The sequence below is a fragment of the Lysobacter sp. ISL-50 genome, assembly GCF_018612875.1.
GTDB lineage: Bacteria > Pseudomonadota > Gammaproteobacteria > Xanthomonadales > Xanthomonadaceae > Lysobacter.
Genome location: NZ_JAGGRI010000005.1, coordinates 78,413 through 103,846, shown reverse-complemented (window position 1 = coordinate 103,846; position 25,434 = coordinate 78,413). Strand labels below are relative to the sequence as shown.

Here is a 25,434-nt window from a genome sequence, read left to right as displayed (position 1 = left end):
CACCGACGCGCTACCTGCTGATCGATTTCGAAGCCACCTGCGCCGATGACCAATCGATCGCGCGTACCGTTCCCTCTCCCGCGAGCGGGAGAGGGAGTTGAAAGCGACAGTCCTTCCAACCAAGTTCAAACCTCAGGCCATGTCCGCAATCTGTCCGCAATTGCGAGCTAAAGTCGCCGCGACGTTCACCGCGCTGCGCCCGCATGCACCCCGGCCGACGCGAATTCATCGTCACGACCGCCGCCGCCGCATTCGCGCTGGCCTGGCCCGCATGCGCCGGCGCTCCCCTTCCCGACACCTGAGAGCACCGCCGCCATGTACGGACTGATCGGCAAGATGAAAGCCACCGCCGGCCAGCGCGATGCGCTGATCGATCTGCTGCTGCAAGACGTCGGCGCCATGCCCGGGTGCCTGAGCTACATCGTCGCCCGCGATCCGAAGGACGACGACGCGATCTGGATCAGCGAAGTCTGGGACAGCGCCGACAGCCACCGCGCCTCGCTGTCGCTGCCGCAGGTGCGCGCGGCGATCGAGCGCGCCAAACCGATGATCGCCAGCTTCGAGGCGCATTTCGAAACCGAACCGGTCGGCGGCCACGGCCTGACCGCGGCGCGCTGACGCGGTCCCGCGCGCCGATCAATCGCCGGGCACGACCGGCCGCGCCTGCGAATCCACCTTCGCCGCGCCGCGCGCCCGACCCCGCCACGTCATGCTGCGCAGCACCCCGTCGCGGCGAATCAGCCCGTGGTACAGCGCCGCGCCCAGGTGCACCAGCACGGTGGCGAACAGCAGATACGCCAGGGCGCGATGCAACCAGCGCAAGGTCGCGAACACGCTCGCGTCGAACGGCGCGATCGGCGGCAGTTGCACGCCCGCGCCCAGGCTCACCGGATAGCCGCCGGCCGACAGCATCGCCCAGCCGATCAGCGGCAGCGCGAACATCAGCGCATACAACAGCCAGTGCGAGGCGAGCGCGGCGAAGCGCTGCAGCGGCGCCATGTTGGCCGGCAACGGCGGTGGCTTGCGCGCCAGGCGCAGCAGCAATCGCAGCACCGCCAGGGCCAGGATCGCGATGCCCAGCGGCTTGTGCAGCGCCAGCAGCCAGGTGTGCTTGTCCGAGACGGTCGCGACCATGCCGGCGCCGACGAACAGCATCGTCAGGATCATCGCCGCCATCAGCCAGTGCAGCACCCGCGCCGGCAGCGAAAACATTTCATGATCGCGGTTCATCGCGGCGTCTCCTGCGGCGGACGGCCGCCGGCCCGGGCTTCCTCGGACGTGCGGCGACGGTAGGAATCGGCATAGGCGGCCGAACGCGCCGGCAGCAGCGGATCGTCGGAGCCGGCGATGCCGTCGGGCAGGATCAGCGGATCGTAGTTGATGTCGCGGCATTCGCCGGCGTCCTGCGATTGCGCGCGCTCGATCACCACGGTGCCGGCGTCGATCTCCTTGCGATCGGCCGGCCACACGCGCGTGGCGTCGTCGGTCGGATCGCCGGCGGCGGCGAGGGTCACCAGCAATCGCCAGCGCAGCGGGCCGCTGGCGAGGCGCTGGTCGAGTTCGCGCGCGAGCACATCGTGATCCTGCGCCGACAGCGGCGCGGCCGCCGCGCCGTTGTCCGGCGCCACCCGCCAGCGCACCGCATGGCGCGCGCCGCCGGCATCGACGAAATAGAACGCGTTGAGGCCGTAGTAGGCCTCGGTGGCGTAGCTCGCCGACGGTTTGCGGTCCTTGGCCCAGGCGCGGAACGCGGCGGTTTCCGGATGCGCGGCGAAGAACGCTTTCTGTTTCTGCGGATCGGGCTTGCCGGTGGCCGGATCGGGCGCGCCGGCCTGCAATTGCGCGAAGAACGCCTGCGGCGTGGCGACCGGAAACACCGGCATGCTGTTCATGCCGGTGCGCCACTGCTGGCCGTCGGCCTGGGTGAAGCGCAGGGCGAAGCTGCGGATCGGCACGCCGCCGTCGGGCGCGTAGGGATTGCCGCCGGGCAGGGCGAAGCGTCCGACCACCGGCGTGGCGCCGGGCGCGAACAAGGGCGCTTTCGAATACGCCGCGGCCTGGCCGTTGCTGTCGAAGCGACCGATCACGCACACGCCCTTGGCGTGATTGCGCCGATAGCCCGGATGCAGGCCGCCATTGTTCTGCAAGGTATCGACCACCCGCTTCGGAGTGAGCCGGTTCGGGTCGAGAGGGCCGGCGACGTAGCCGAAGGCGGCCGCCAGCGCGCTCACCGCGAAGGCGATCAGCGCCCAGCGGCCGAGCGGTCGCGACGGCGGAGATGAGACGGAGGGGGTGGTATCGACGGGATCGGGCGGCGGCATGCGGGCTTCTCGGTGGGGGCGCGATACCGGTACGACGCACGCCGCCGCGATTTATTCCATCGGCCGCGGAATAAACTGCGGCCAGCGGCGTCCCACTCAGGACAGTCCCCTCCAGCCGGTCCCGCACCATGTCCGCCAGCGAAATCGATGCCGCCCTGCGCGAACAGCTGCCCTCGCTGCGGCGTTTCGCCCGCTGGCTGGCGCGCGACCCGCATGCCGCCGACGATCTGGTGCAGGCGGCGATGGAGCGCGCGATCACCCGCTGGGCCGGCCGCCGCGACGAAGAAGCGCTGCGGCCGTGGCTGTTCGCGATCGTCTACCGCCAGTTCCTCGACGGCCAGCGCCATTCGCAGCGCTATGCCGGGCTGCTGGCGCGGCTGGGCATCGCCGGCGCCGAGAGCCAGCCGTCGGCCGAGCGCGAGTTCCTCGCCCGCTCCACTCTGGAAGCGATGCAACGGTTGCCGGTGGAGCAACGCATCCTGCTGCTGTGGATCTCGGTCGAGGGCCTGAGCTATCAGGAGGTCGCGGAGATTCTGCAGGTCCCGATCGGCACGGTGATGTCGCGGCTGTCGCGCGCGCGCCAGGCCTTGCGCCGGCTCAGCGACGGCGAAACGCCGGCACCGGCGTTGAGGTTGTTGAAATGAGCGCTTGCGGCATTCGCGCAATTCGGCCTTGCGCGCGCGGATGCGTGGCCGCCACCGTTTCCCTTGTTCGCAACGAATCCGATCGGCGCCGCGATCGGTTCGATATCGCCCCGATGAGCGCCTCATGAGCACGCCCCCGAACGAACACGATCTGCATGCCTACGTCGATGGACGCCTGGACGCCGCCAGCCGCGCCGATGTCGAGGCGTGGTTGAGCCGCCATCCCGAACGGCTGGCGGAAATCCAGGCCTGGCAGCGCGACGCGCAGCAACTGCGCGCCGCCTTGGCCGGCGAAAGCCTGGCGGCGCCGCCCGCACTCGATCCCGCGCGCGTGCGCGGCGCACTCGCGCGCCGGCGCAACGCGCGCTACGCGATGGCGGCGGCGGTGCTGTTGAGCGTCGGCGTGGGCGGCCTGGGCGGTTGGCAGGCGCGCGAATGGTCGCAACCGACCGCGCCGCCCGCGGTGGCGAGCGCGGCGCCGATGGCCGATGCGATCCAGGCGCATCGCCTGTTCGCCGTGCGCCACGACCTGCAGCCCGACCGCGCCGCCTCCGACCTGCAGCCGTGGCTGGAAGCGAACTTCCGCCAACCGATGAAACTGCCCGACCTGAGCGGCTCGGGCTTCAGGCAAGTCGGCGGCCGCCTGCTCGCCACCGACCAGGGCGCCGCCGCCTTGATCGTGTACGAAGACGCCGCCGGCAACGCGATCAGCTTCTACATCCGTCCCCCCGGTCCGCACCGCCACCTGCTGCCGCGCGGCGACCGCCGCGACGGCGACCTGCTCGCGCAGTATTGGTCGCGCGGCGGCTACAACTACGCGATGGTGAGCGGCAGCGATGACGGCAGCACGCGGGTGGTGACGCGGGCGTTGCGGGCGATTTGAATCCGGCGGGATTGTTCGCGGCCGAGTATCGACGCAGTCAGCCGTTTATCGGCCGAAACGGCGCAGCATCTGCGCGATGCGCGCTTTGTTGTCTTCGGCGATGGCGCGAAATGCCGGGCCGATACGCTCGTCGTTCGTTGCGCGCTGCCATAGCGCGCATGCGGCATTTCCCGCCCACTGCCAGTGTTCGAGGTTCTTTACCGGCAACGGCAGATCATAAGGGCGATCATGCACCGCCCCGCCCGCGCCCGGACGGTAATGCATGGGAAGCATGTCGTAGACCGGCGCCAACGAAACCGGCAATCGGTCGAGGTCGGTATAAAAGCTCAGATTGCCGAAATGCATGTCCGTGTTGCCGATGAAACGCCCGAACAGATGCAGTCGCGTGATCCGCTCGACATCGTCATCGCCGAGGATGCCTTCGCGTCGCAGCGCGATCGCCGAAGCCGGCCAGTTGCCCGGATCGCTGCCGACATAGGCCGCATCCAGCGAGCGCATCGATACGATGCCCACGCGACCCCGCTGCGCGGTGCGGTCGAAACGGCTCGATTGCAGGAAGCGCCAATCGTCGCTGTCGATCAATTCGGTGGTTGCCGCGGCGATGCCGTGTTCGGACAGCACCTCGGCGGCGAGATGTTCGCAAGCCAATAGATTGACCCAGCGCCGCGCGGTCGCGTTGTCGGGATCGCGGCGCGCGAATTTCACGATCACCGATTCGCGTTCGCCCGAAACCGGCTCCAACTCCGCGGTGAACTTGGGCTGTTCGCCGCCCGCGGAAGAACCGGCGACTTCGCCGGCTTCGGCCTGGCCCGCGCGCTGCGGATAGAAGAATTCGCGCAGGTCGGGCTGGATGATCGTATCCGGATCGCCCTGCAGCGCGTCCAGCAATGCTTGCTCCAGTGCCGGCTCGCCCAATACCAGATCGCCCGGCAGATCGCTGCCGCGGCGCAATAGCGCGGTGATCACGTCTTCGGCTCGCCATCGCATGATGTCGTCCGGCGCCTCCAGCTCGGCGGTGTGGCGATGGACGAACGCACGCCCAAGGAAGCCCTGGGGGCGCAGATCGTCGAGAAACCAAGGCAGGTCCGGATACAGGCCGTCGGCGAACTCGCCGTGCAGAAACAGCGGCAAGGGACGGGTCGGTTGCAGAAACCAGCCGCCCCCTTGAAGCCGGAATACCTCGCCCAGCGGATCCGGGCGACCGTTTGGGGTCAGGCGGTATAGCGGCCAATGGCTTCCGGCGCGTCCCAGCGGCCAGGTCAATGCATAGCGAGTCGAGCGGGCGCGACCGATGCGGACCAGCCGTTCTTTGAGTCCGGCCAGGGCTCTGGACACGGTGGGCTGGCTGATCGCCAAGGCCGCGCCCAGCTCGGCCGCGGTTCGCGGGCCGGTACGCAGCAGCGTTTCTATTGCCTGGGCATGGTCGGCCATGCGTCGATTTGAATCTATTTATGAATAGATAGTCAAATCTGATGGCCTGAGATCTCAAGGGGTAAGGCGGAAACTTCCGCCAAAGTCAGGCCATGCGTGAATAGATACTTGAATATTTATGGGCAGAGTTTTTAGCTCATTACCGAGCATGCTCGGCGCCGCGTACGCAGCGCCGAGCATGCTCAGTGGGGAATCGGCTGTCAAAGCGGGCCGATGCCTTACGCCGCCCGCACAATCCGCAACGGATTGCCGAACTCCTTGATCAACTCCGCCTCGCGCGCCTTGGCCTTGTGCAGGTGATCTTCCTTGACGTGGCCGTAGCCGCGGATGTGCTCGGGGATGCTGGCGATTTCAGCGGCCAGATCGACGTTGCCGCCGTCCAAAGACGCCAGCAGGCCGCCGACGGTCTGCTCGTAGTCGGCGATCAGCTGGCGCTCCATCTTGCGTTCTTCGGTATAGCCGAAGATGTCGAGCTTGCCGCCGCGCAGCTTGCGCAGCTTGGCCATCCACTTGAACGCGGTGAACACCCACGGGCCGAATTCCTGCTTGATCAAGCGACCCTGCGCGTCCTTCTTGGCCAGCAGCGGCGGCGCGAGATGGAACTTGAGCTTGTAGTCGCCGTCGAACTGCTGCTCCAGCTTGCGCTGGAATTCGCCGCTGGTGTAAAGGCGCGCGACTTCGTACTCGTCCTTGTAGGCCATGAGCTTGAAGAAGTAGCGCGCGACCGCCTCGGCCAGATCGGTCGAGCCCGGCGCCTTGCTCTGCTCGGCTTCGCGCACCTTGGCGACGAAATCGGAATAGCGCTTGGCGTAGGCGGCGTCCTGGTACTCGCTGAGGAACGACACGCGGCGCGAGATCAGTTCGTCCAGCGAACGCGACAGGCGCAGATCGTCCAGCGGCAGGAACGCGAGGTTGTCGCCGTCGGCGCGCGCCGGCACGTGGCGCAGTTCGTCTTCGTTGCGGGTCGCGCGCGGCGCCGAGGTCGCGCCCCATTCGTTGCCCTCCCACTCGCCCGGCGCCAGATGCGGCAGGTCGCGCGGAGTGGCTTCGGCGGCGGTGGGCACCTTGCGGGTCACGCCGGCGGCCTGCGCCACCGACTGCGGATCGATCGCGGCCAGGCGGCCCCAGGCGAAGGCGGTCTTGTTCATTTCGATCGCCGCGCCGTTGAGCTCGATCGCGCGCATCAGCGCGTCGAACGCGATCGGCACCAGGCTGCGCTGCCAGGCGTAGCCGAGGATGAACAGATTGGTCGCGATGGCGTCGCCGAGCAGCGCGGTGGCCAGCTGGGTCGCATCGACGATCAGCGGATCTTCGCCGCCGAGCGCCTGCTTGATCGCCGCGACGATGTCGGTCGCCGGGAACTGCATGTCCGGACGCGTGGTGAAGGTGCCCGGCATCGCTTCGTAGCTGTTGAGCACGACCTGGCTGCGGCCGGCGCGCACTTTCGACAGCGCCCAGTAGTCGTTGACCACGACCATGTCGCAACCCAGCACCAGATCCGCTTCGCCCGCGGCGATGCGCACCGCGTGGATGTTGGCCGGGGTCTTGGCGATGCGGATATGCGTGGTGACCGCGCCGCCCTTCTGCGCCAGGCCGGTCTGGTCGAGCACGCTCGCGCCCTTGCCTTCCAGATGCCCGGCCATGCCGAGCAGCGCGCCGATGGTGACCACGCCGGTGCCGCCGACGCCGGTGATCAGGATGTTCCAGGGCTGGTCCAGCGCGGGCAGCGGCGGCATCGGCAGATTGGTCAGGCGATCCTTGGCCGAAGAGCCTTTCTTCTTCTTCAGCCCGCCGCCTTCCACCGTGACGAAGCTCGGGCAGAAGCCGTTGACGCAGGAATAGTCTTTATTGCAGTTGGACTGATCGATCTCGCGCTTGCGGCCGAATTCGGTTTCCTTCGGCAGCACCGACACGCAGAACGACTTCTTGCCGCAATCGCCGCAGCCTTCGCAGACCAGGGAGTTGACCATCACGCGCTTTTGCGGATCGACCATCTTGCCGCGCTTGCGGCGGCGGCGCTTCTCGGTCGCGCAGGTCTGGTCGAAGATCAGCACGCTGGTGCCCTTGACCTCGCGCAGGCGCTTTTGCACCGCGTCGAGTTCCTTGCGATCGTGGAATTCCATGTCGCTGGGGAACAGCTCGCGCCTGTTCCACTTGGCGATGTCGTCCGACAGCAGCACGATGGTGTGCACGCCTTCGGAACGCACCTGGTGCGCGATCTGCGGCACCGACAAGGTTCCGTCGACCGGCTGGCCGCCGGTCATCGCGACCGCGTCGTTATAGAGAATCTTGTAGGTGATGTTGACGCCGGTGGCGACCGACTGGCGGATCGCCAGCGAGCCGCTGTGGAAGTAGGTGCCGTCGCCGAGGTTCTGGAACACGTGCTGGGTTTCGGTGAACGCCGCCTGTCCCGACCAGGTCACGCCTTCGCCGCCCATGTGGGTGAAGGTGTTGGTGTCGCGGTCCATCCACGTCACCATGTAGTGGCAACCGATGCCGCCGAGCGCGCGCGAGCCTTCCGGCACCACGGTCGAGGTGTTGTGCGGGCAGCCCGAGCAGTAATGCGGCACGCGCGGGAACGAAGCGCGCGGCAGGGCGAGTTCGCTTTCCTTCTCTTCCATCCAGCGCAACACGTTTTCCATGTGCTCGGAGTTGTGGAAGCGCTGGATGCGGCGCGCGATCACGCCGGCGATGCGCGCCGGGGTCAGCTCGCCGGTGGACGGCAGGATCCACTCGCCGCTTTCGTCGTACTTGCCGACGATCGACGGACGGCGCTCGCCGTCCCAGTTGTACATCGACTCCTTCATCTGGCTTTCGATGAAGGCGTGCTTCTCCTCGACCACCAGGATGTCGTCCAGGCCGCGCGCGAACGCGCGCAGGCCGACCGGTTCCAGCGGCCAGGTCATGCCGACCTTGTACACGCGCAGGCCCAGGTCCGAACACGCGCGCGCGTCCAGGCCCAGGTACTCCAGCGCCTGCAGCACGTCGAGGTAGCTCTTGCCGGTGGTGATGATGCCCAGGCGCGCGTTAGGCGAATCGATGACGATGCGGTCGATCTTGTTGGCCCGCGCGAACGCCTGCGCGGCCTTGACCGCGTACTGGTGCAGGCGCATTTCCTGATCCATCGGCGGATCGGGCCAGCGGATGCTCAGGCCGCCCGGCGGCAGGATGAAATCGTCCGGGGTGAGAATGTTCAGCGCGAGCGGATTCACGTCCACCGATGCGGAGGATTCCACCGTCTCGGCGATGGTCTTGAAGCCGACCCAGCGGCCGGTGTAGCGCGACATCGCCCAGCCGATCAGGCCCATGTCGAGGATGTCCTGCACGCCGGCCGGATTGAGGATCGGCATCATCGCGCTGGTGAATTCGCCCTCCGAGCCGTGCGGCAGCGTCGAGGAGCGGCAGGCGTGATCGTCCGCGGCCAGCGCCAATACGCCGCCGTACTTGCTGGTGCCGGCGGCGTTGGCGTGCTTGAGCACGTCGCCGGTGCGATCCACGCCCGGGCCCTTGCCGTACCACATGCCGTACACGCCTTCGACCTTGGCGCCGGGGAACAGATTGGTCTGCTGCGTGCCCCAGACCATGGTCGCGCCCAGGTCTTCGTTGAGGCCGGGGGTGAACTTCACGCCGGCCGCTTCCAGGTGCTTGCGCGCGCGCCACAGCTCCAGGTCGAAGCCGCCCAGCGGCGAGCCGCGGTAGCCGGAGATGAAGCCGGCGGTGTTCAGGCCCGCGGCCTGATCGCGCAGGCGCTGCATCAGCGGCAGACGCACCAGCGCCTGCACGCCGGACAGATAGATGCGGCCTTCCTGACGGGTGTACTTGTGCTCGAGCGAGTAATCCGGATCGAGGACGGAGTTGGTCAGGGACGTATTCGCCGACGAGGGCGAGCTGAGTTCTGCGGTGCTGGTCATGGCGGGCTCTCGCGGCGGTGCCGCGGGTTGGCTGGCGGGGGCGTTCGGCGATGCGCGCGGGCCGGCGGTGGCGCGCCGGGACCGAGCAAAGACTCGGAATTATAGCTTGTGTGCTCAATCGGGCCGCTAGGCGCCGCCGGTGTGCCCTGTGGGCGCGAACTCGCGAGGCATGACCACACGCACGGATTCGCCCTGCGATGAACGCATCCGGCGCTATCCCTGTTCAGGAACGACGCGGGCAACGAAGCTCGCGCGTGCGGTCGCCGACCGCGTCGCGCGTCAGTCGAGTTCCGCGCGCGAGAGCAGGTCGCGCAGGTCGGCCTCGTCGCGATACACCGCGCGCAGCGCCGTGCCCAGCGCTTCCAGGTCGGCGCGTTCGCCGGACACCGACAGCATGCCAGCCTCGGGATCGAACGACAGCCGGCCCTGCAAGCGCGGCAGGCGCTCGGCCACCACCACTTGCGCGATCGAACTCCAGTCGTAGCCGTTGCCGCTCCAGCCCGCGGCCTCGTGTTCGGCGAACACCTGCTGTTTCGCTTCCATGCCCGGCTCGGTCAGCAGCAGCGAGCGATAGCCGCCGCGGTCCATGAGGATGAAGGGGGCGTAGCTGCTGTGGTCGGTGTGGTCGTCGCTCATGTCGAATCCTTCGTCGAGAGGCGGTGGTGTCCGTGGCCGATGATAGTCCGCGACCGTGTCGGTGCGTCAGCGCGACGATGCCGGTCGCAGGCCCGACAATTCGCCCAGCACCAATCGGCCATCGGTCACGCGCGCTTCGCGAAACAGAATGTCGCCGAACGCGTCCGGGCCTTGCAGGAAGTACCGGCCCGCTTGCGCATTGGGATTGTCGATGCGATAGCCCATGCGCGCGGCCAGCGCAAGCGCGAGCTGGTGATGGAATATCCACTCGCCGTTCTCGCCCAGCGGCGCTTGCGCCGGGCCGCGGCTGCGCACCAGCATCGGCACCTGCGCGATCTGCGGCGTCAGCACGTTGTGGCCCGACACGCCGTCTTCGCCGAGCATCTGGCCGTGATCGGAGGTCACCACGAACAGGCCGTGTTCGTCCAGGGCCTCGAAGCGCTGGTACAGGCGGCCGACCAGATCGTCCTGGTAGGCGATCGCGTGATCGTAGGTGTCGATCTTGCTCTGCGTAAGCGCGGACGCCGACGCATCCGGCCATCGCGGCGACGGCGTGGCGCGCCGCCGATAAGCGTCTTCGTACGGAATATGCGCGGTGCGCAGCAGCAGCACGATCAATCGCGGCTCGCCGGGCTTGAGCGGCGCGAGCATGTCGATGATGGCATCGTCGCCGACCGCGGCGACCCGCTCCGGATCGGTTTCGCGTGTGCGCGTGACGTCGATGCTCGCCTTGTCCTGGTCTTCCAGCAGATCGCGGCCGTACTGGGTCGACAGCCAGTAGGTGCGATAGCCGGCCTGCTTCGCCAGCCGAAACAGATTGCCGCGATGCGAGCGCAATTGTTCGAGATGGCCGGGTTCGCGCACGCCGTTGAGCAGCAACGCCATCGCCGCGCGCGTGGCCGCGGCGCCGGCGACGCCGCGATGCCAGCGCGCATCGCCCCGCGCGACCCAGCGCGACATCACCGGCGTGGTGTCGCGCGCGTAGCCGGCCACGCCCCAGTGATCGGCGCGGGTGGAGTCGAAGATCACCAGCCAGATCGAGCGCGGCCTGACCGTTGCCGCGCGCGCGTCGGGCTCGACCCGATAAGGGCGGTACGCATCGGCGTCGCGCCGAACCGACGAGCCGCTCAGGTTGGCCACGTAATAGCCGAACGCCATCAGCGAATTGTGCAGAGAGCTGCGCTTGGGCTGCGGCAGATAATGGGTGATATTGCGGTGCGAAGCGCCGTAGGGGATGAAGGCCAGGCTCAGCGCCACCAGCAGCAAGGCCCAGCGCGAGCGCGGCAGTTTCAGGCGCGGCAGGCCGAGATTGAACAGCGCGAACGCCAGCGCGTACGGCACGCCGCCGGCCAGCAACGTGGTCCAGTTCTCGCCGATCTCGGCGCGCACTCCTTCGCCGATGTCGTGCGCTTGATGCGGAATCATCGCGATGTCCAGCGGCGACAGCGGACGGCCGATCGCGGCGATATGGCACAGCTGAAGCAACTGCAGGCCGGCGAACAAGGCGAGCACCGCGTTGGCCGCGATCCGGCTGCCGCCCAGCCACAAACAGGTGGTGACCAGCATCAGCGCCGCGCACCAGCCCGGCTTGAGCGCGGCGAGGTTGTGCGGATTGACCAATTGCTGCAGGCGGTCGTCCAGCAACAGCAGCGAAGTGCTCGCGGCGCTGACCAACAGCAACAGCGCGATTCGCCGCGACAGCGACACCCGGCCGCATGGGTTCGACGGTGCGAGGAAAGCCGGTTCCCGCAGAACTTGCATGGACGTCGTGATCGCCGGAGGATTGGCGCGACACGTTAGGGGCTCGACAAGCGACCGGGATCAGCCGATGGCCGGCGTACGCGGGCGTGTGTGCGGCGGCGACATCGTTTGCATGCGCGGATGGCGGATCGCGCGTGACAACTCTTAATCAGCGTTCATTTCCGTGGACGCCGCCGTTGCGAATATTGGCTGGAATATCCGCAAGTCGATGCGTAAAAAAACAATCGCGATTGCGCATGCCGCGAGCGAGTTCGAACTGTTTTCGATCGCGCGCGTCGCCGGTGCTTGCGAGCGCGGACATATCGATGCCGGCGAGGCCATGATGAGCCGCGATTGCGCGAACGCTGCCGGATGCTGTTCGCCGCGCCGCGACACTCATGCGACTGATCGATATGCCGTAACGGATGCGATACGCTGATCGCCGTCGTTCAATTCGCCGCCGGCCGGAAGTCTGCATGAAGTGGAAAGGTTCGATCGCCTTGCTGATGTCCTGCGGCCTGTCCGCGCTCGCCATCGCCCATGAGCCGGCCGCGCCCGCGGCGGCACCCGCGGCGAAAGCCGATCCGCCGTTCGTCGCTTACGACCAGCCGCTGCTGGCATTCACCCATGCCGACGTGATCGACGGCACTGGCGCGCCGATCCGGCGCGATCAGACCTTGCTGATCGAAGACGGAAAAATCCGCGCGCTGGGCGCCAGCGCGAAGCTCGCCGTGCCCAAGGACGCGACCGTGATCGACGCCAAGGGCAAGACCCTGCTGCCCGGCTTGGTGATGATGCACGAGCACATGTTCTATCCGACCGGGCAGGGCAACTATTCCGAGATGGTGCACAGCTTCCCGTCGCTGTATCTCGCCGGCGGCGTCACCACCTTGCGCACGGCCGCGGCGATGCAGCCTTACGCCGATCTCAACATGCGCAAGAAGATCGCCGACGGCGCCATCATCGGCCCGGACATGGAAGTGACCTCGCCCCTGCTCAACGGCCCCGGCCTGCCGGTGCTGGCGGTGAAGGTGCTCGACGGCGCCGACGATGCCGAGCGCGCGGTGAACTACTGGGCCGACGAAGGCGTGGATTCGTACAAGGCTTACATGCAGATCCGCCGCGACGAATTGCAGCGCATGATCGAAGTCGCGCACCGGCGTTCGCGCAAGGTCACCGCGCATTTGTGTTCGGTGACTTTCGCCGAAGCCTCGGCGATGGGCATCGACAATCTGGAGCACGGCTTCGCCTTCGCCTCGGACTTCGTCGCCGACAAGCAGGCCGATGTCTGTCCGGCGTCGATTACCCGATCGCTCGCCGACCTGGACGTGGACGATCCGCGGATGCAGCGACTGATCGAGTTGCTGGTCGAGCGCAAGGTCGCGTTGACTTCGACGTTGACCGTGATCGAGACCCTGGCGGCGCAGCGGCCCAAGGTGTCGGAGGCGGCGCTGTCGTTGCTGCTGCCGGAAGTGCGCGAGCAGTACGAAGCGGGCTGGACGGCGGTGCAATCCAAGCCGGGCGGCCAGGACTGGGCGCGTCTGTTGCCCAAGCTCGGGCAGTGGGAGCGGCGTTTCGTCGCTGCCGGCGGGTTGTTGATGGCCGGCTCGGACCCGACCGGCTACGGCGGCGTGATTCCGGGTTATGCGAGCAAGCGCCAGATCGAGTTGATGGTCGAGGCCGGTTTCAGCTTCGAACAGGCGGTGCGCGTGGCGAGCTTGAACGGCGCGCGTTATCTGGGGCGCGATAAGAGCGTCGGCAGTCTGGAGGCCGGCAAGCGCGCGGATGTGGTCGTGATCGATGGCGATCCGACCCGCGATGTGCGCGCGATCGAGCGCATGCCGCTGGTGTTCAAGGCGGGTAGGGGCTATCGGACCGAGGCGATTTTTGAGGCGATGAAGGGGCGGGTGGGGTTGCATTGAGCGGTGCGTCGGCTCGCTCTTGGTGGCTTCATCGGCCTCGGCTATGGGGTGCCGGCGACTTTGGCGATGCGCGGCTTCGTTGGTCGGGGCTGAAGCTCCCTCCCACGGAGACTTCGGGGCTTACGCGTGGGGCGGTGGGCTCAGCGCGCGCCGCCGATCCTGCTGCTGGTGTTGGTGAGGATTCTGCCTCCGCTCGGCCATAAGGTGCCGGCGAATTCGGCGATGCGCGGCTTCGTGGGGCGGGGCTGAAGCTCCCTCCCACAAAAGACTTCGGGGCTTACGCCTAGGGCGGTGGGCTCAGCGCGTCGTCGCCGATCTTGCTGCTGGTGTTGGTGAGGACTCTGCTTCCGCTCGCCTGAGAGGGGCCGGCGATTTTGGCGATGCGCGGCTTCGTTGGTCGGGGCTGAAGCTCCCTCCTACAAAAAACCTCGGGGCTTACGCGTGGGGCGGTGGGCTCAGCGGGCGCCGCCGATCCAGCTGTCGGTGACGTGCAGCGAATCGTCCAGCGCGATCAGATCGGCGCGGTAGCCCGGGGCGATGCGGCCGAGTTCGTGGCCGAGGCCGAGGAACTGCGCCGGATACGTCGAAGCCATGCGGCAGGCCTCGTCCAAGGGCAAGCCCAGGCGCTGCACGGTGTTGCGCACCGCGCCGGCCATGTCGAGCGCGGAGCCGGCCAGGGTGCCGTCGGCGGTGGTGCACTTGCCGTCGCGGCAGGTCATGGTTTCGCCGTACAGGACGAAGTCCTCGGCGTCGCCGCCGACTGGCGGCATCGCATCGGTGACCAGCATGATCTTGCCGCGCGGCTTGGCCGCGATGGCGATGCGCAGCGAGGCGTCGTGGACGTGTTCGCCATCGACGATCACGCCGCACCACGAATCCGGATCTTCGATGCAGGCGCCGACGCCGCCGGGTTCGCGGCTGCCCAGCGGGGTCATCGCGTTGAACAGGTGGGTGACGCCGCGCACGCCGTGGGCGAAGGCTTCGCGCAGGCGGCCGTAGTCGGCGGCGGTGTGGCCAGCGCAGACCAGTACGCCGCGCGCGGCCAGCGCCTGCAGGGTGTCGTTGCCGAAGCGCTCGGGCGCGAGCGTCAGCATGGTCTTGCCGACGCCGAGGGACGCGACCAGATCGAGTTCGTCTTCGCCCGGCGTGTGGAACTTGTCCGGGTTGTGCACGCCCTTGCGCGCCGCGGCCAGGTACGGACCTTCCAGGTGAATGCCGAGAATGCCCGGCACATTCTGCCGCATCGCTTCGCGCACCGCGTCGATCGCCCGCGCCATGACCGCGACATCGTCGCTGATCAGGGTCGGCATCAGGCCGGTGGTGCCGAACTTGCGGTGCGCGGCGGCGATGCGGCGCAGGCCATCGACGCTGGGCGCGTCGTTGAACAGCACGTCGCCGCCGCCGTTGACCTGGGTGTCGATGAAGCCGGGCGCGAGGTAGCGGCCCTGCAGATCCACCGTGTCCGCGCCGCGCGGCGCCGCGCCCGGCAGGACCGCGACGATATGGCCGTCTTCGACGATGACGCTCAGATCGGATTCGAATCCGCGCTCGCTGAGCACGCGGCCGTTGACGAAGGCGGTGGCGGACATGCGGGCGTTCCTCAAACCGTTTCGGTGACTTTGTTCAAATGCGGCGGCAGGTCCGGGTTGTGCCCGCGCGCGACCGACAGCGCGTTGACCGCCTTGTAGAAGCTGGCGACGGTGATCAGCGGCGTCATCGCCGGATGCGAGGAGCGCGCGAGCGGCAAGGCATCGCCGCCGCTGATGCCCGGCGCGGCCAGCCACACCGGCGCGCCGCGCGCGCGGAACTCGCGCGCGACCGCGACCGTGCTGTCGCCGGTGCCGTCGTCCTGCGCGAACGCCAGCACCGGAAAACCGGGGCCGACGATCGCCATCGGCCCGTGCTTGACCTCGGCGCTGCTGAAGGCCTCCGCGTGCAGGCCGCAGGTTTCCTTGAACTTCAGCGCCGCTTCCTGCGCCGCGGCCAAGCCCAGGCCGCGGCCGAGCACGAACAGATTGCGCGCATCGACCAGGCCTTCGACCAGCGCCGACCAATCCTGTCGCGTGGCTTCGCGCAGCGCCTCGGGCAGCGCATGCACGGCGTTGAACAGGCCGGCGTCGTTGCTCCAGCGTGCGGTCAGTTGCAGCAGCGCGGCCAGTGAGCACAGATAGCTCTTGGTCGCGGCGACGCTTTTCTCCGGGCCGGCGTGCAGGCCGAGCACGGTATCGGCCAACTGCGCCAGCGGCGAATCGGCGACGTTGACCAGCGCCACCACGTGCGCGCCGGCGGCCTTGGCGATCTCGGCGTTGCGCAGCAGGTCCGGGCTCTTGCCCGACTGCGAGATCGCCACGAACAGCGCGCCGTCGAGCTTGGGCTTGATCGCGTACACCGAACCGACCGAGGGCGAGGCCGAAGCGGTGACCAGCCCCAGCTGCGTTTCGAACAGATATTTGCCGTAGGTCGCGGCGTGATCGGAACTGCCGCGCGCGCAGGTGACGATGAAGCGCGGCGGCTGTTTGCGCAGGCGTTCGACCAGGTCGTCGATGATGTCGGCGTTGGCCGCGAACTGGCGCGCGACCGCGTCGCCCGACTCGTCGGCTTCGGCGTACATGCGCGTGCTTGTTGCGTCCAGCAAGGTGTCGGTGCTCACGGGGTGGTTTCGCTCTGCAGTTCGGCGACGAAGTCGTACGCGTCGCCTCGGTAGAAGGATCGGGTGAACTCGACGACGCGGCCGTCGTCGAGGAAAGTGCGGCGTTCGATGAACAAGCCGGGCGCGCCTTCGGGCAGATTCATCAGCCGCGCCTGTTCGGCGTCGAAGGCGATCGCGCGCAGACGCTGCAGCGCGCGGGCGGGGCGGATGCCGAGCTTGGCGAAGGCTTCGTACAGCGAGTTTTCCACCAAATCAGGATTCGAAAGCACCGCTACGGGGACCACCGTGCGTTCGAGTGCGAGCGCCACGTTCTCGGCAGTCCGCAAACGGTAATAGCGGATCACTTGCGCGCCCGGCGACAGATTCAGCGCCATGGCTTCTTCCGGCGTGACCTCGCCGACACCGCGTTCGAGGAAGGTCGAACGCGGGTCCAGCCCGCGCGCGCGCAGGTCGTCGGTGAAGCTGGTCAGGCGCGAGAACGATTTGACGATGCGTTCGGCGACGAAGGTGCCGGCGCCCTGGCGCTGCACCAGCAGCCCGTCCTCGACCAGCCCGGCGATGGCCTTGCGCACCGTCACCCGCGACAGGTCCAGCAGCTTGCCCAGCTCGCGCTCGCCGGGCAGGGCCTGGCCGGCGGTCAGTTCGCCGTTGTCGATCGCGTGCTGCAGGGTCCGGCGCAGGTGCTGGTACGCCGGCGCGCGGCGCGCGTCGGACTGGCGGCGGAATTCGCTTTCCAGATAGGCCTGCATGACAAAAAGATACCAGTCGCAGACCATTGGCGGCAACAAAGGCCTGTAACGCCGTTGTAACCAATTGATTTCTGGTTAATTTGCCGAAGTGGTATCTTACTGGTATCTTTGCTGGTATGGTTTCATCCAGACCTGTCCGAGCCCGTCCATGAGCGTCTACTCCGTGCCGACTCCCTCACAAGCCCCGCATCTGGCGCCGCTGGCCCCGTTCGATCTGGTGATTTTCGGCGGCACCGGCGACCTCGCCCTGCGCAAGCTGCTGCCGGCGCTGTTCCATCGTTATGCCGACGGCCAGATCGTCGCCGGCACCCGCATCGTGGCGATCGCCCGCGACACCCAGAGCGACGAGGACTACCGCGGCCGGGTGCGCGACGCGCTGGCCAAGTTCGCCAATCTGGACGCGCGCGAGTCGCAGTCGGTGGAAGGCTTCCTGTCGCTGCTGCTGTATCGCCGCCTGGATCTGAGCTCCGACAGCGGCTGGCCGGAGTTCTCCGCCGAATTCGCCGGCGACGAACGCGTGCGGGTGTTCTACCTCGCGGTCGGCCCGGACCTGTTCGGCGTGGTCGCCGACCGCCTGCAGTCGCACGGTCTGGTCAATCCCAAGACCCGCGTGGTGGTGGAAAAACCGCTGGGCAAGGACGGCGTCAGCGCCGACGCGATCAACGACGCGCTGGCGCGCGTGTTCGCCGAAACGCAGATCTTCCGCATCGACCATTACCTGGGCAAGGAGACGGTGCAGAACCTCACCGCGCTGCGCTTCGGCAATGCCCTGTTCGAGCCGCTGTGGAAGGCCGAGCACATCGACCACGTGCAGATCACCGTGGCCGAAACGGTGGGCGTGGAATCGCGCGCGCCGTACTACGACAAATCCGGCGCGCTGCGCGACATGGTCCAGAACCATCTGTTGCAGCTGCTGTGCCTGGTGGCGATGGAGCCGCCGTCCTCGCTCGCCGCCGACGCGATCCGCGACGAAAAACTGAAAGTGCTGCGCGCGCTGCGTCCGATCGTCAACGGCAACGCCGCGCAGTCCACCGTGCGCGGCCAGTACAAGGCCGGCGCGGTCGATGGCACCGCGGTGCCGGGCTACGCGCAGGAACTGGGCGCGCAGTCGCTGACGGAAACCTTCGTCGCGATCAAGGCCGAAGTGAAGAACTGGCGCTGGGCCGGCGTGCCGTTCTACCTGCGCACCGGCAAGCGCCTGGGCGAGCGGGTGTCGGAGATCGTGGTGACCTTCCGTCAGGTGCCGCATTCGATCTTCGAGGATCTGACCGATCAGGACCCGTCCAGCCGCCTGCAACCCAACAAGCTGGTGCTGCGCCTGCAGCCCGACGAGGGCGTGAAGCTGTGGCTGATGAACAAGGTGCCCGGCCCCGGCGGCCTGCGCCTGCGCCACGTGCCGCTGGACATGAGTTTCGCCGCCGCCTTCGGCGGCCGTCAGGCCGACGCCTACGAGCGTCTGCTGATGGACGTGGTGCGCGGCAATCCGATGTTGTTCATGCGCCGCGACGAAGTCGACGCGGCCTGGAAATGGATCGACCCGATCCGCGCCGCCTGGGCCGCGGGCGCCGAAGCGCCGCGTCCGTACACGGCCGGCAGCTGGGGTCCGAGCGCCGCGGTGGCGCTGATCGAACGCGATGGGAGAACGTGGCATGAAGATGCAGGCTGAGCGACTCAAAGTGATCGAACCCTTGCCGCTGCCGTTGCATGAGCGCGTGTTCGACGACGGCGAACAGCTCGCGCAGGCCCTGGCCAAACAGGTCGCGGCCGATCTGCGCGGCGCGCTGGCGCGGCATGGCGAGGCCTGCATCGCCTTGTCCGGCGGCAACACGCCCAAGCGTTTCTTCGACGCGTTGTCGACGCAGACGCTGGACTGGGCGCGGGTGACCGTGCTGCCGGTCGATGAGCGCTGGCTGCCGCCGGAGCATCCGCGTTCCAACGAGCGCCTGCTGCGCGAGCATCTGTTCAAGAACAACGCCGCCGTCGCCCGCCTGCTGCCGATGTACCGGCCGACGCCGACCCCGGAAACGGCGCTGATGCCGGTGCTGACCAAGATCGCCAACGAAGGCTTGCCGCTGGACGTGGTGGTGCTGGGCATGGGCGACGACGGCCACGTGGCCTCGCTGTTCCCGGACCTGGGCTACGACAATCCGGCGCTGCGCGAGATCGGCCTGCAGCCGCGCGGCCGCGCGCCGGTGATGTCGGTGCGCACCTCGGCGATGCCCGAGCCGCGCATGACCCTGACCCTGAGCGCGATCTTCACCGCGCCGGCGATCTATCTGCACATCGAAGGCGAGAAGAAGCGCGCCGTGCTCGAAGGCGCGCAGCGCGATCCGCGCAGCGCGCTGCCGATCCGCTCGGTGCTCAGCGGCGCGCCGGTGGCGCCTACCTTGTATTGGAGTCCTTGATTTTTTGCCGAGGCCGGTTGAGTTCCGACCGGCCGAGGTCGAGTGTTCGATTGGGGCCCGCGACCTATTGGGCTCTTGAGACAGCCAAGCCATAGCTCCCTCCCCTCCCAGCCACGGCTTTTGCTGTCGCCCCCTTTGAAAAAGGGGGCCGCGTCCGCGCAGCGGGCGCGGGGGGATTTGCTTTTGCCTTTGCTTCTCAGGAAGGTGTAGGAAGAGCAAATCCCCCTAACCCCCCTTTTTCAAAGGGGGGAACTGTTTCGCGCCGCGTGCGGCGCCTCGCACCGACCGAGTACTCGTGAATACCCAACTGCATCCCGTTGTCGCGCAAGTCACGCACCGTATCGCCGAACGCAGCCGCGCGCGCCGCAATGCTTATCTCGCCCGCATCGACGCGGCGCAGAGCAGCGGCCCGCACCGGCGACGCCTGTCTTGCGGCAATCTCGCCCACGGTTTCGCCGCCTGCGCCAGCGGCGACAAAGCCGCGCTGCGAACCGGTTACGCGCCCAACCTGGGCATCGTCACCTCGTTCAACGACATGCTCTCCGCGCATCAGCCGCTGGAGCGCTTTCCCGATCTGATCAAGGCCGCCGCGCGCGACTGCGGCGCCACCGCGCAGGTCGCCGGCGGCGTGCCGGCGATGTGCGACGGCGTCACCCAGGGCCGCGACGGCATGGAGTTGTCGCTGTTCTCGCGCGACGTCATCGCCATGTCCACGGCGATCGCGCTGTCGCACGACATGTTCGACGCCGGCCTGTACCTGGGCGTGTGCGACAAGATCGTGCCGGGGCTGTTGATCGGCGCGCTGCATTTCGGCCATCTGCCGGGCATCTTCGTGCCGGCCGGGCCGATGACCTCGGGCCTGCCCAACGACGAAAAATCGCGCGTGCGCCAGCGCTACGCGACCGGCGAGGCCTCGCGCGAGGAGTTGCTGGAAGCCGAGGCGCGCAGCTATCACGGCCCAGGCACCTGCACCTTCTACGGCACCGCCAATTCCAACCAGATGCTGATGGAGCTGATGGGCCTGCACCTGCCCGGTTCCAGCTTCGTCCATCCCAATACGCCGCTGCGCGATGCGCTGACCGCGCTGGCGGCGGCGCGCGCCGCGCAGATCACCGCGCTGGGCGACGACTACCGGCCGATCGGCCGCATCGTCGATGAGCGCGCGATCGTCAACGGCGTGATCGGCCTGCACGCCACCGGCGGTTCGACCAATCACCTGCTGCACCTGATCGCCATGGCCGCCGCGGCCGGGATCGATCTGCGCCTGGAGGATTTCGATGCGCTGTCCTCGGCGATCCCGCTGCTGGCGCGCGTGTATCCGAACGGCAGCGCCGACGTGAATCATTTCCACGCCGCCGGCGGGCTGGCGTACCTGATCGGCGAATTGCTCGATCACGGCCTGTTGCACGGCGACGTCGAAACCGTCGCCGGCCCGGGGCTGGCGCGGTATCGCGTGGAAGCGCGGTTGGGCGAAGACGGCGAAGTGGCGTACGTGCCGAGCACGCGCGAAAGCTGCGATACCGCGGTGTTGCGGCCGGTCGCCGAACCGTTCCGCGCCGACGGCGGCTTGCGCGTGCTCAGCGGCAATCTGGGCACCGCGGCGATCAAGGTCTCGGCGGTGCCGGAAGACCGCTGGATCGTGGAAGCGCCGTGCCGGGTGTTCGTCGAACAGCATGAAGTGAAGCAGGCGTTCGAACGCGGCGAACTGGATCGCGACGTGATCGTGGTCGTGCGTTTCCAGGGCCCGCGCGCCAACGGCATGCCGGAACTGCATCAGCTCACCCCGACCTTGTCGGTGCTGCAAAAGCGCGGCCATCGCGTCGCCCTGGTCACCGACGGCCGCATGTCCGGCGCCTCGGGCCAGGTACCGGCGGCGATCCACGTCACCCCCGAAGCGATGAGCGGCGGCGCCCTGGCGAAGCTGCGCGACGGCGACGTGCTGCGGGTGGATGCGGTGGCCGGCACCTTGCAGGTGATCGAGCCGGCCGATTGGGCTTCGCGCGAATGCGCGACGGCGGATCTGTCCTCGCATCATGCCGGCGTGGGGCGCGAGTTGTTCGCCGCGTTCCGCGATTACGCCGCACCGGCCGATCGCGGCGCGGGGGTGTTTGGGACGGTGACGCTTTGAGGGTTGGTGGATGCGATCGCTTGATTGATTGCGATGTCGCGGATGCGGCATTGCTGATGACCAACTTCGAATCCACCCGGCCGTCATTCCCGCGAAGGCGGGCTCTGCTTTACTTCGGCGGAGCCGAACATCCAGAGACTTCAGCGCCATCTCTCCAAGTCGTCATTCCCGCGAACGCGGGAATCCAGCGACTTCAAACGTTCTCGCACGAAAGGCCCTGGATTCCCGCCTTCGCGGGAATGACGGTTGGTAAGTACGCTGTTCCCGAATCCCGAATCCCGAATCCCGAATCCCGAATCCCCGCTCCCAGGAGCAAGCCATGCCCGCCCCTGCACGCACCACCTTCCTGTTCGATCTCGACGGCACCCTGGTCGATAGCGTCTACCAGCACGTGCTGGCCTGGAAACAGGCGCTGGACGCCGACGGCATTCCGCTGTCGGTCTGGCGCATCCATCGCAAGATCGGAATGAGCGGCGGCTTGTTCACCAACATCCTGCTGCGCGAGACCGGAATCGACATCACTCCGGAACGGATCGAGCGCCTGCACCGGCTGCATGCGCAAGCCTACGGCCAGCAGGCCACGCAAATTCGCCCGTTGCCGGGCGCGGTCGAGTTGCTCGCCTATCTGACCGAAAACAAGATCCCGTGGGCGATCGCCACCAGCGGCCGCATGGAAACCGCGCGCCACAATCTGGTCGCGCTCGGCGTCGATCCGGCGGTGTCGGTGGTGATCACCCGCGACATGGTCAAGTACGCCAAGCCCGATCCGGATTTGTTCCTCGCCGCCGCGGACAAGCTCGGCGCCGATATCGAGCACTCGGTCGTGGTCGGCGACAGCATCTGGGATCTGCTCGCCGCGCGTCGCGCGCGCGCGCTCGGCGTGGGGCTGTTGTCGGGCGGTTACGGCCAGGATGAACTCGAACGCGCTGGCGGGTTCCGCGTGTACGAGGACCCGGCGGATCTGCTCAAGCACATCGACGAAGTGGCTGCGCGGCCTTGAGCGCCGCGTTCGCTCACGATATGAAAGATGCGCGAATGAATCAAAGCATCACCGTTCCGAAAACGATTGGAGTCAGGCAATGAGTTCGATGCAGGATCTGCAAACGCGTATCGCCGCGGTGCTGGCGCTGGCGCCGGTGGTGCCGGTGCTGGTGATCGACGAGCTGAAGGACGCGGTGCCGCTGGCGCGGGCCTTGGTCGCGGGCGGTTTGCCGGCGATCGAGGTGACCTTGCGCACGCCGGTGGCGTTGGACGCGGTGCGCGCGATCGCGGCCGAGGTCGAGGGCGCGGCGGTCGGCGTCGGCAGCGTGCGTCGGCCGTCGGATTTCGTCGATGCCCTGAAGGCCGGCGCGACCTTCGCGGTATCGCCGGGCAGCGCGCCGGGCTTGGTCGCGGCCGCGCGCGACATCGATCTGCCGTGGCTGCCGGGCGCGGCGACGGCGTCGGAAGCGATGGCCTTGCTGGAACACGGCTACACCCAGCTCAAGTTTTTCCCGGCCGAGTCGGTCGGCGGCGCGACGGCGTTGAAGGCGCTCGGCGGGCCGTTGCCGGAACTGCGTTTCTGCGCGACCGGCGGCATCGGCGTGCATAACGCGCACGAATATCTGGCGCTCAGGAACGTGCCTTGCGTGGGCGGTTCGTGGGTGGCGCCGACGGCGGCGGTGAAGGCCGGCGATTGGGCGAAGATCGAGATGCTGGCGAGGGAAGCGGCGGCGTTGGGGCGCTGAAGAAGTAGCGCTCCGGCTTTTGCTGTTCCCCCCTTTGAAAAAGGGGGGCAGGGGGGATTGGCCTTTGCCTTTGCCTTTAGCAGCAACAGCAACAGCGAATCCCCCCTGCCCCCCTTTTCAAAGGGGGGAACAGCAAAAGCGGGGGAGATCAGGAGGAAAACCGCGGCGCGCACGCCGCGCGCCTTAGCCCTGCGCCGGACGCGGCGGCGCCGTCGATCCGCGAACCACCAGGATCGGGCTGAAACCTTCGTTGGCCGGAACGTCCATCGGCTTGTCCCCGCCTTCGCGCCGCAACTCCGCGATCAACCGATACGCCGCATGGCGCGCGATTTCTTCCGTCGCCTGCCGCGCCGTGGTCAAGGTCGGCCACGATTGCTTGGAGAACGGGCTGTCCTCGAAGCCGGCGATCGACAGGTCGTAGGGCACGTGCATGCCGGAGGACTTCGCCGCCGCCAGCACGCCGGCGGCGATTTCGTCGTTGCTGCCGAAGATCGCGGTCGGCCGGTCGGGCAGCGCGAACAAACGCCGCGCGCCGCGGAAGCCGTCGTCGAAGGAATAGTCGCCCGGCAACACCAGGTTTTCGTCCTCGGCGATGCCGTAGTCGTTCAGCGCCTGGGCGTAGCCCTTGTAACGTTCCCAACTGGAGCGGTGCGATTTACCGCCCCACAGGAAACCGATGCGCTGGTGGCCGAGCTGGATCAGGTGCTCGGTGATGTCGTAGGCGGCATCGCGGTCGTCCACCCACACGCAGGGCGAACCGTCCTTGGGGTCTTCCGCGGCCGAAACGATGCGCACCAGCTTGATGCCGTGCGCGACCAGTTCGCTGACCAGCTCCATGCGCTCGGACATCGGCGGCGCCAGCACCAGCCCGGCCAGGCGCGCGCCCTGGACCAGATCGATCAGGTCGGCGGCCAGCAACGGCGAGGACGAATCGCAGGGATGGATCTGCAGGCCGTAGCCGGTTTCGCGGCAGGCGGCGAGCACGCCGTTCTGGACGCTGATGATGTAGTACGGATTCGGATTGTCGTAGACCACCCCCAGCGCATACGGCTGGGCGCTGCGCAGGCTGCGCGCGGACGGGTCGGGCCGGTATTCGAGTTCGGCGATCGCCTCGTGCACGCGGGCGCGGGTGCGGGCGCGCACGCCGGATTCGTCGTTGATCACCCGCGAGACGGTCTTCAACGAGACCTGGGCGAGTTCGGCAACATCTTTGATGGTCGGTCGGCGCACGGGGCCTCGCGTAGGGCACGGTGCCGGCGGTAACTGCGTGCCGGACGGAGCCTTAGCCTACTCGCCGGCTTACAGCTTGGGTACCACGGCCAGGGTCAGGCGCGAGATGCACACCAGCGCGCCGATTTCGTCCTCGATGCGGATCTCCCAGACCTGGGTGCTGCCGCCGACATGGATCGGCCGCGCCGTGCCGGTGACCGTGCCGCTGCGCACGCCGCGCACATGGTTGGCGTTGATCTCGATGCCGACGCAGATCTTGCCCTCGGGGCAGCACAGGTTGCCGGCGCTGCTGCCCAGGGTTTCGGCGAGCAGGACCGAGGCGCCGCCGTGCAGCAGGCCGTAGGGCTGATGGGTGCGCGCGTCCACCGGCATCGTGCCGCGGACGTAGTCCGGGCCGATCTGGGTGAAGACGATGCCGAGTTGTTCGATCGAGGTGTTGCGCGAATACCGGTTGAGATCATCGACGGTATCGGCGCTGCGGAAGATGGACTTGGCGACGGGCGTCGCGGCCTCGGGGCGGGTCGGGTCGGATGCGTTCATCGCTTCACGATAGCGGCGATGCAGCGGCCGGACCAGCCGGGGGCGTGGGAAACCAGGCGTCGGGACCGCCGTTGCGGCGGAAGGGCCTGATCGGTGCGGCGTTACAAGCGGGTGTGCGGTGTACGGGTGCGGCGGGACGGGCGGGGTCTGGCCGGGAGCGCCGGGCGTTTCAAAAAGCCCGGAACGGCGCGCAGGGGAAACAGGGAGCTACGCGCGCCGGTCCGGGTCGGAAAGCGAAACGGTCGGTGTTCACGACGGACGGCCGGTCCATGTACGGCAATCCGGGATCAGGCGAAGCGGAAGCGCGGCTGGACCCAGTTGCTGGTGTAGCTGCGGTTGCTGGCGTAGCCGCTGCTGTTGCCGTAGCCGACGCCGAAATCGCGCTGGCGGTGCTGGTGACGGACCGGGGCGGCGTTGACGGTGGTGGCCGGAGCCGAATTCGGGGTGGTGGTGACGGTGCGGGTGGTCAGAGCGTTCATGGCGGGTGTCCTGTGTCGTGGGGTGGTAGTGATTCGGT

Annotated in this window: 22 protein-coding genes; 10 read left to right on the top strand and 12 right to left on the bottom strand. The window is 67.8% G+C overall.

The window, feature by feature from the left end:
• Positions 1-315: 315 nt before the first annotated feature.
• Positions 316-618, top strand: a complete 303-nt coding sequence (locus tag J7J50_RS04100; RefSeq protein ID WP_215057758.1) for a putative quinol monooxygenase — start codon at positions 316-318, stop codon at positions 616-618.
• Positions 619-636: 18 nt separating this feature from the next.
• Here the strand turns inward: J7J50_RS04100 and J7J50_RS04095 are convergent, their stop codons facing one another.
• On the bottom strand, positions 637-1,230 hold the full coding sequence (locus J7J50_RS04095; RefSeq protein WP_215057759.1) for a cytochrome b: 594 nt from the start codon (positions 1,228-1,230) through the stop codon (positions 637-639).
• Complete coding sequence (locus tag J7J50_RS04090; protein ID WP_215057760.1) at positions 1,227-2,321, bottom strand: catalase family peroxidase; 1,095 nt, start codon at positions 2,319-2,321, stop codon at positions 1,227-1,229. The genes J7J50_RS04095 and J7J50_RS04090 overlap by 4 nt, the downstream gene beginning before the upstream one ends.
• 128 nt (positions 2,322-2,449) lie before the next feature.
• Between J7J50_RS04090 and J7J50_RS04085 the strand changes: the two genes are divergently transcribed.
• Together J7J50_RS04085 and J7J50_RS04080 are read left to right on the top strand one after the other, a co-directional pair.
• Positions 2,450-2,965, top strand: coding sequence for a sigma-70 family RNA polymerase sigma factor (locus J7J50_RS04085; protein ID WP_215057761.1), 516 nt, complete (start codon positions 2,450-2,452; stop codon positions 2,963-2,965).
• 124 nt (positions 2,966-3,089) lie between these two features.
• Entirely contained in the window at positions 3,090-3,848 is a 759-nt protein-coding gene (locus tag J7J50_RS04080; protein ID WP_215057762.1) for an anti-sigma factor, read from the top strand.
• Between the two features lie 45 nt (positions 3,849-3,893).
• Here J7J50_RS04080 and yjjJ read toward each other — a convergent pair whose 3' ends face one another.
• From yjjJ to J7J50_RS04060, 4 genes are all read right to left on the bottom strand, one after another.
• Entirely contained in the window at positions 3,894-5,279 is a 1,386-nt protein-coding gene (yjjJ, locus tag J7J50_RS04075; RefSeq protein WP_215057763.1) for a type II toxin-antitoxin system HipA family toxin YjjJ, read from the bottom strand.
• 218 nt (positions 5,280-5,497) lie between these two features.
• Positions 5,498-9,190 carry an indolepyruvate ferredoxin oxidoreductase family protein gene (locus J7J50_RS04070; RefSeq protein ID WP_215057764.1) on the bottom strand — a complete coding sequence of 1,231 codons (3,693 nt, stop codon included), beginning with the start codon at positions 9,188-9,190 and terminating at the stop codon, positions 5,498-5,500.
• Between the two features lie 279 nt (positions 9,191-9,469).
• Positions 9,470-9,826, bottom strand: coding sequence for an Imm51 family immunity protein (locus J7J50_RS04065; protein ID WP_215057765.1), 357 nt, complete (start codon positions 9,824-9,826; stop codon positions 9,470-9,472).
• Positions 9,827-9,892: 66 nt separating this feature from the next.
• Positions 9,893-11,587 carry a sulfatase-like hydrolase/transferase gene (locus tag J7J50_RS04060; protein ID WP_215057766.1) on the bottom strand — a complete coding sequence of 565 codons (1,695 nt, stop codon included), beginning with the start codon at positions 11,585-11,587 and terminating at the stop codon, positions 9,893-9,895.
• 163 nt (positions 11,588-11,750) lie between these two features.
• Here J7J50_RS04060 and J7J50_RS04055 point away from each other — a divergent pair, with 163 nt between their 5' ends.
• Together J7J50_RS04055 and J7J50_RS04050 are read left to right on the top strand one after the other, a co-directional pair.
• The gene (locus J7J50_RS04055; protein ID WP_215057767.1) at positions 11,751-12,005 is read left to right on the top strand and encodes a hypothetical protein; all 255 of its coding nucleotides are present in this window, start codon (positions 11,751-11,753) and stop codon (positions 12,003-12,005) included.
• Positions 12,006-12,042: 37 nt separating this feature from the next.
• Positions 12,043-13,488: an amidohydrolase family protein gene (locus J7J50_RS04050; protein WP_251044573.1), complete on the top strand. Its 1,446-nt coding sequence runs from the start codon at positions 12,043-12,045 to the stop codon at positions 13,486-13,488.
• A gap of 455 nt (positions 13,489-13,943) precedes the next feature.
• Here the strand turns inward: J7J50_RS04050 and nagA are convergent, their stop codons facing one another.
• Genes nagA through J7J50_RS04035 form a run of 3 tightly spaced genes read right to left on the bottom strand, consistent with a single transcriptional unit; the run spans position 13,944 to position 16,887 of the window.
• A complete protein-coding gene (gene nagA / locus J7J50_RS04045) occupies positions 13,944-15,077 on the bottom strand; it encodes an N-acetylglucosamine-6-phosphate deacetylase (protein WP_215057768.1) in 1,134 nt (377 codons plus the stop codon).
• An 11-nt stretch (positions 15,078-15,088) separates the two neighbouring features.
• Positions 15,089-16,099, bottom strand: coding sequence for an SIS domain-containing protein (locus J7J50_RS04040; protein WP_215057831.1), 1,011 nt, complete (start codon positions 16,097-16,099; stop codon positions 15,089-15,091).
• A gap of 35 nt (positions 16,100-16,134) precedes the next feature.
• Positions 16,135-16,887 carry a GntR family transcriptional regulator gene (locus J7J50_RS04035; protein ID WP_215057769.1) on the bottom strand — a complete coding sequence of 251 codons (753 nt, stop codon included), beginning with the start codon at positions 16,885-16,887 and terminating at the stop codon, positions 16,135-16,137.
• A 148-nt stretch (positions 16,888-17,035) separates the two neighbouring features.
• On the opposite strand from J7J50_RS04035, the gene zwf reads away from it, so the two are divergent.
• The 5 genes from zwf to eda all read left to right on the top strand — a co-directional run bounded on the left by zwf (position 17,036) and on the right by eda (position 23,147).
• Positions 17,036-18,553, top strand: a complete 1,518-nt coding sequence (gene zwf, locus J7J50_RS04030) for a glucose-6-phosphate dehydrogenase (protein WP_215057770.1) — start codon at positions 17,036-17,038, stop codon at positions 18,551-18,553.
• Positions 18,537-19,292 carry a 6-phosphogluconolactonase gene (gene pgl, locus J7J50_RS04025; RefSeq protein WP_215057771.1) on the top strand — a complete coding sequence of 252 codons (756 nt, stop codon included), beginning with the start codon at positions 18,537-18,539 and terminating at the stop codon, positions 19,290-19,292. The genes zwf and pgl overlap by 17 nt, the downstream gene beginning before the upstream one ends.
• A gap of 295 nt (positions 19,293-19,587) precedes the next feature.
• On the top strand, positions 19,588-21,420 hold the full coding sequence (gene edd / locus J7J50_RS04020) for a phosphogluconate dehydratase (protein WP_215057772.1): 1,833 nt from the start codon (positions 19,588-19,590) through the stop codon (positions 21,418-21,420).
• Positions 21,421-21,739: 319 nt separating this feature from the next.
• Positions 21,740-22,420: an HAD family hydrolase gene (locus J7J50_RS04015; RefSeq protein WP_215057773.1), complete on the top strand. Its 681-nt coding sequence runs from the start codon at positions 21,740-21,742 to the stop codon at positions 22,418-22,420.
• Between the two features lie 79 nt (positions 22,421-22,499).
• The gene (gene eda / locus J7J50_RS04010) at positions 22,500-23,147 is read left to right on the top strand and encodes a bifunctional 4-hydroxy-2-oxoglutarate aldolase/2-dehydro-3-deoxy-phosphogluconate aldolase (RefSeq protein WP_215057774.1); all 648 of its coding nucleotides are present in this window, start codon (positions 22,500-22,502) and stop codon (positions 23,145-23,147) included.
• Between the two features lie 183 nt (positions 23,148-23,330).
• Here the strand turns inward: eda and J7J50_RS04005 are convergent, their stop codons facing one another.
• From J7J50_RS04005 to J7J50_RS03995, 3 genes are all read right to left on the bottom strand, one after another.
• Positions 23,331-24,377 (bottom strand): LacI family DNA-binding transcriptional regulator, encoded by a 1,047-nt coding sequence (locus tag J7J50_RS04005; RefSeq protein ID WP_057941147.1) that lies wholly within the window; start codon positions 24,375-24,377, stop codon positions 23,331-23,333.
• 69 nt (positions 24,378-24,446) lie between these two features.
• Positions 24,447-24,917 (bottom strand): hotdog fold thioesterase, encoded by a 471-nt coding sequence (locus tag J7J50_RS04000; RefSeq protein ID WP_215057775.1) that lies wholly within the window; start codon positions 24,915-24,917, stop codon positions 24,447-24,449.
• Positions 24,918-25,204: 287 nt separating this feature from the next.
• Entirely contained in the window at positions 25,205-25,396 is a 192-nt protein-coding gene (locus J7J50_RS03995; RefSeq protein ID WP_057941148.1) for a hypothetical protein, read from the bottom strand.
• Between the last annotated feature and the right edge of the window lie 38 nt (positions 25,397-25,434).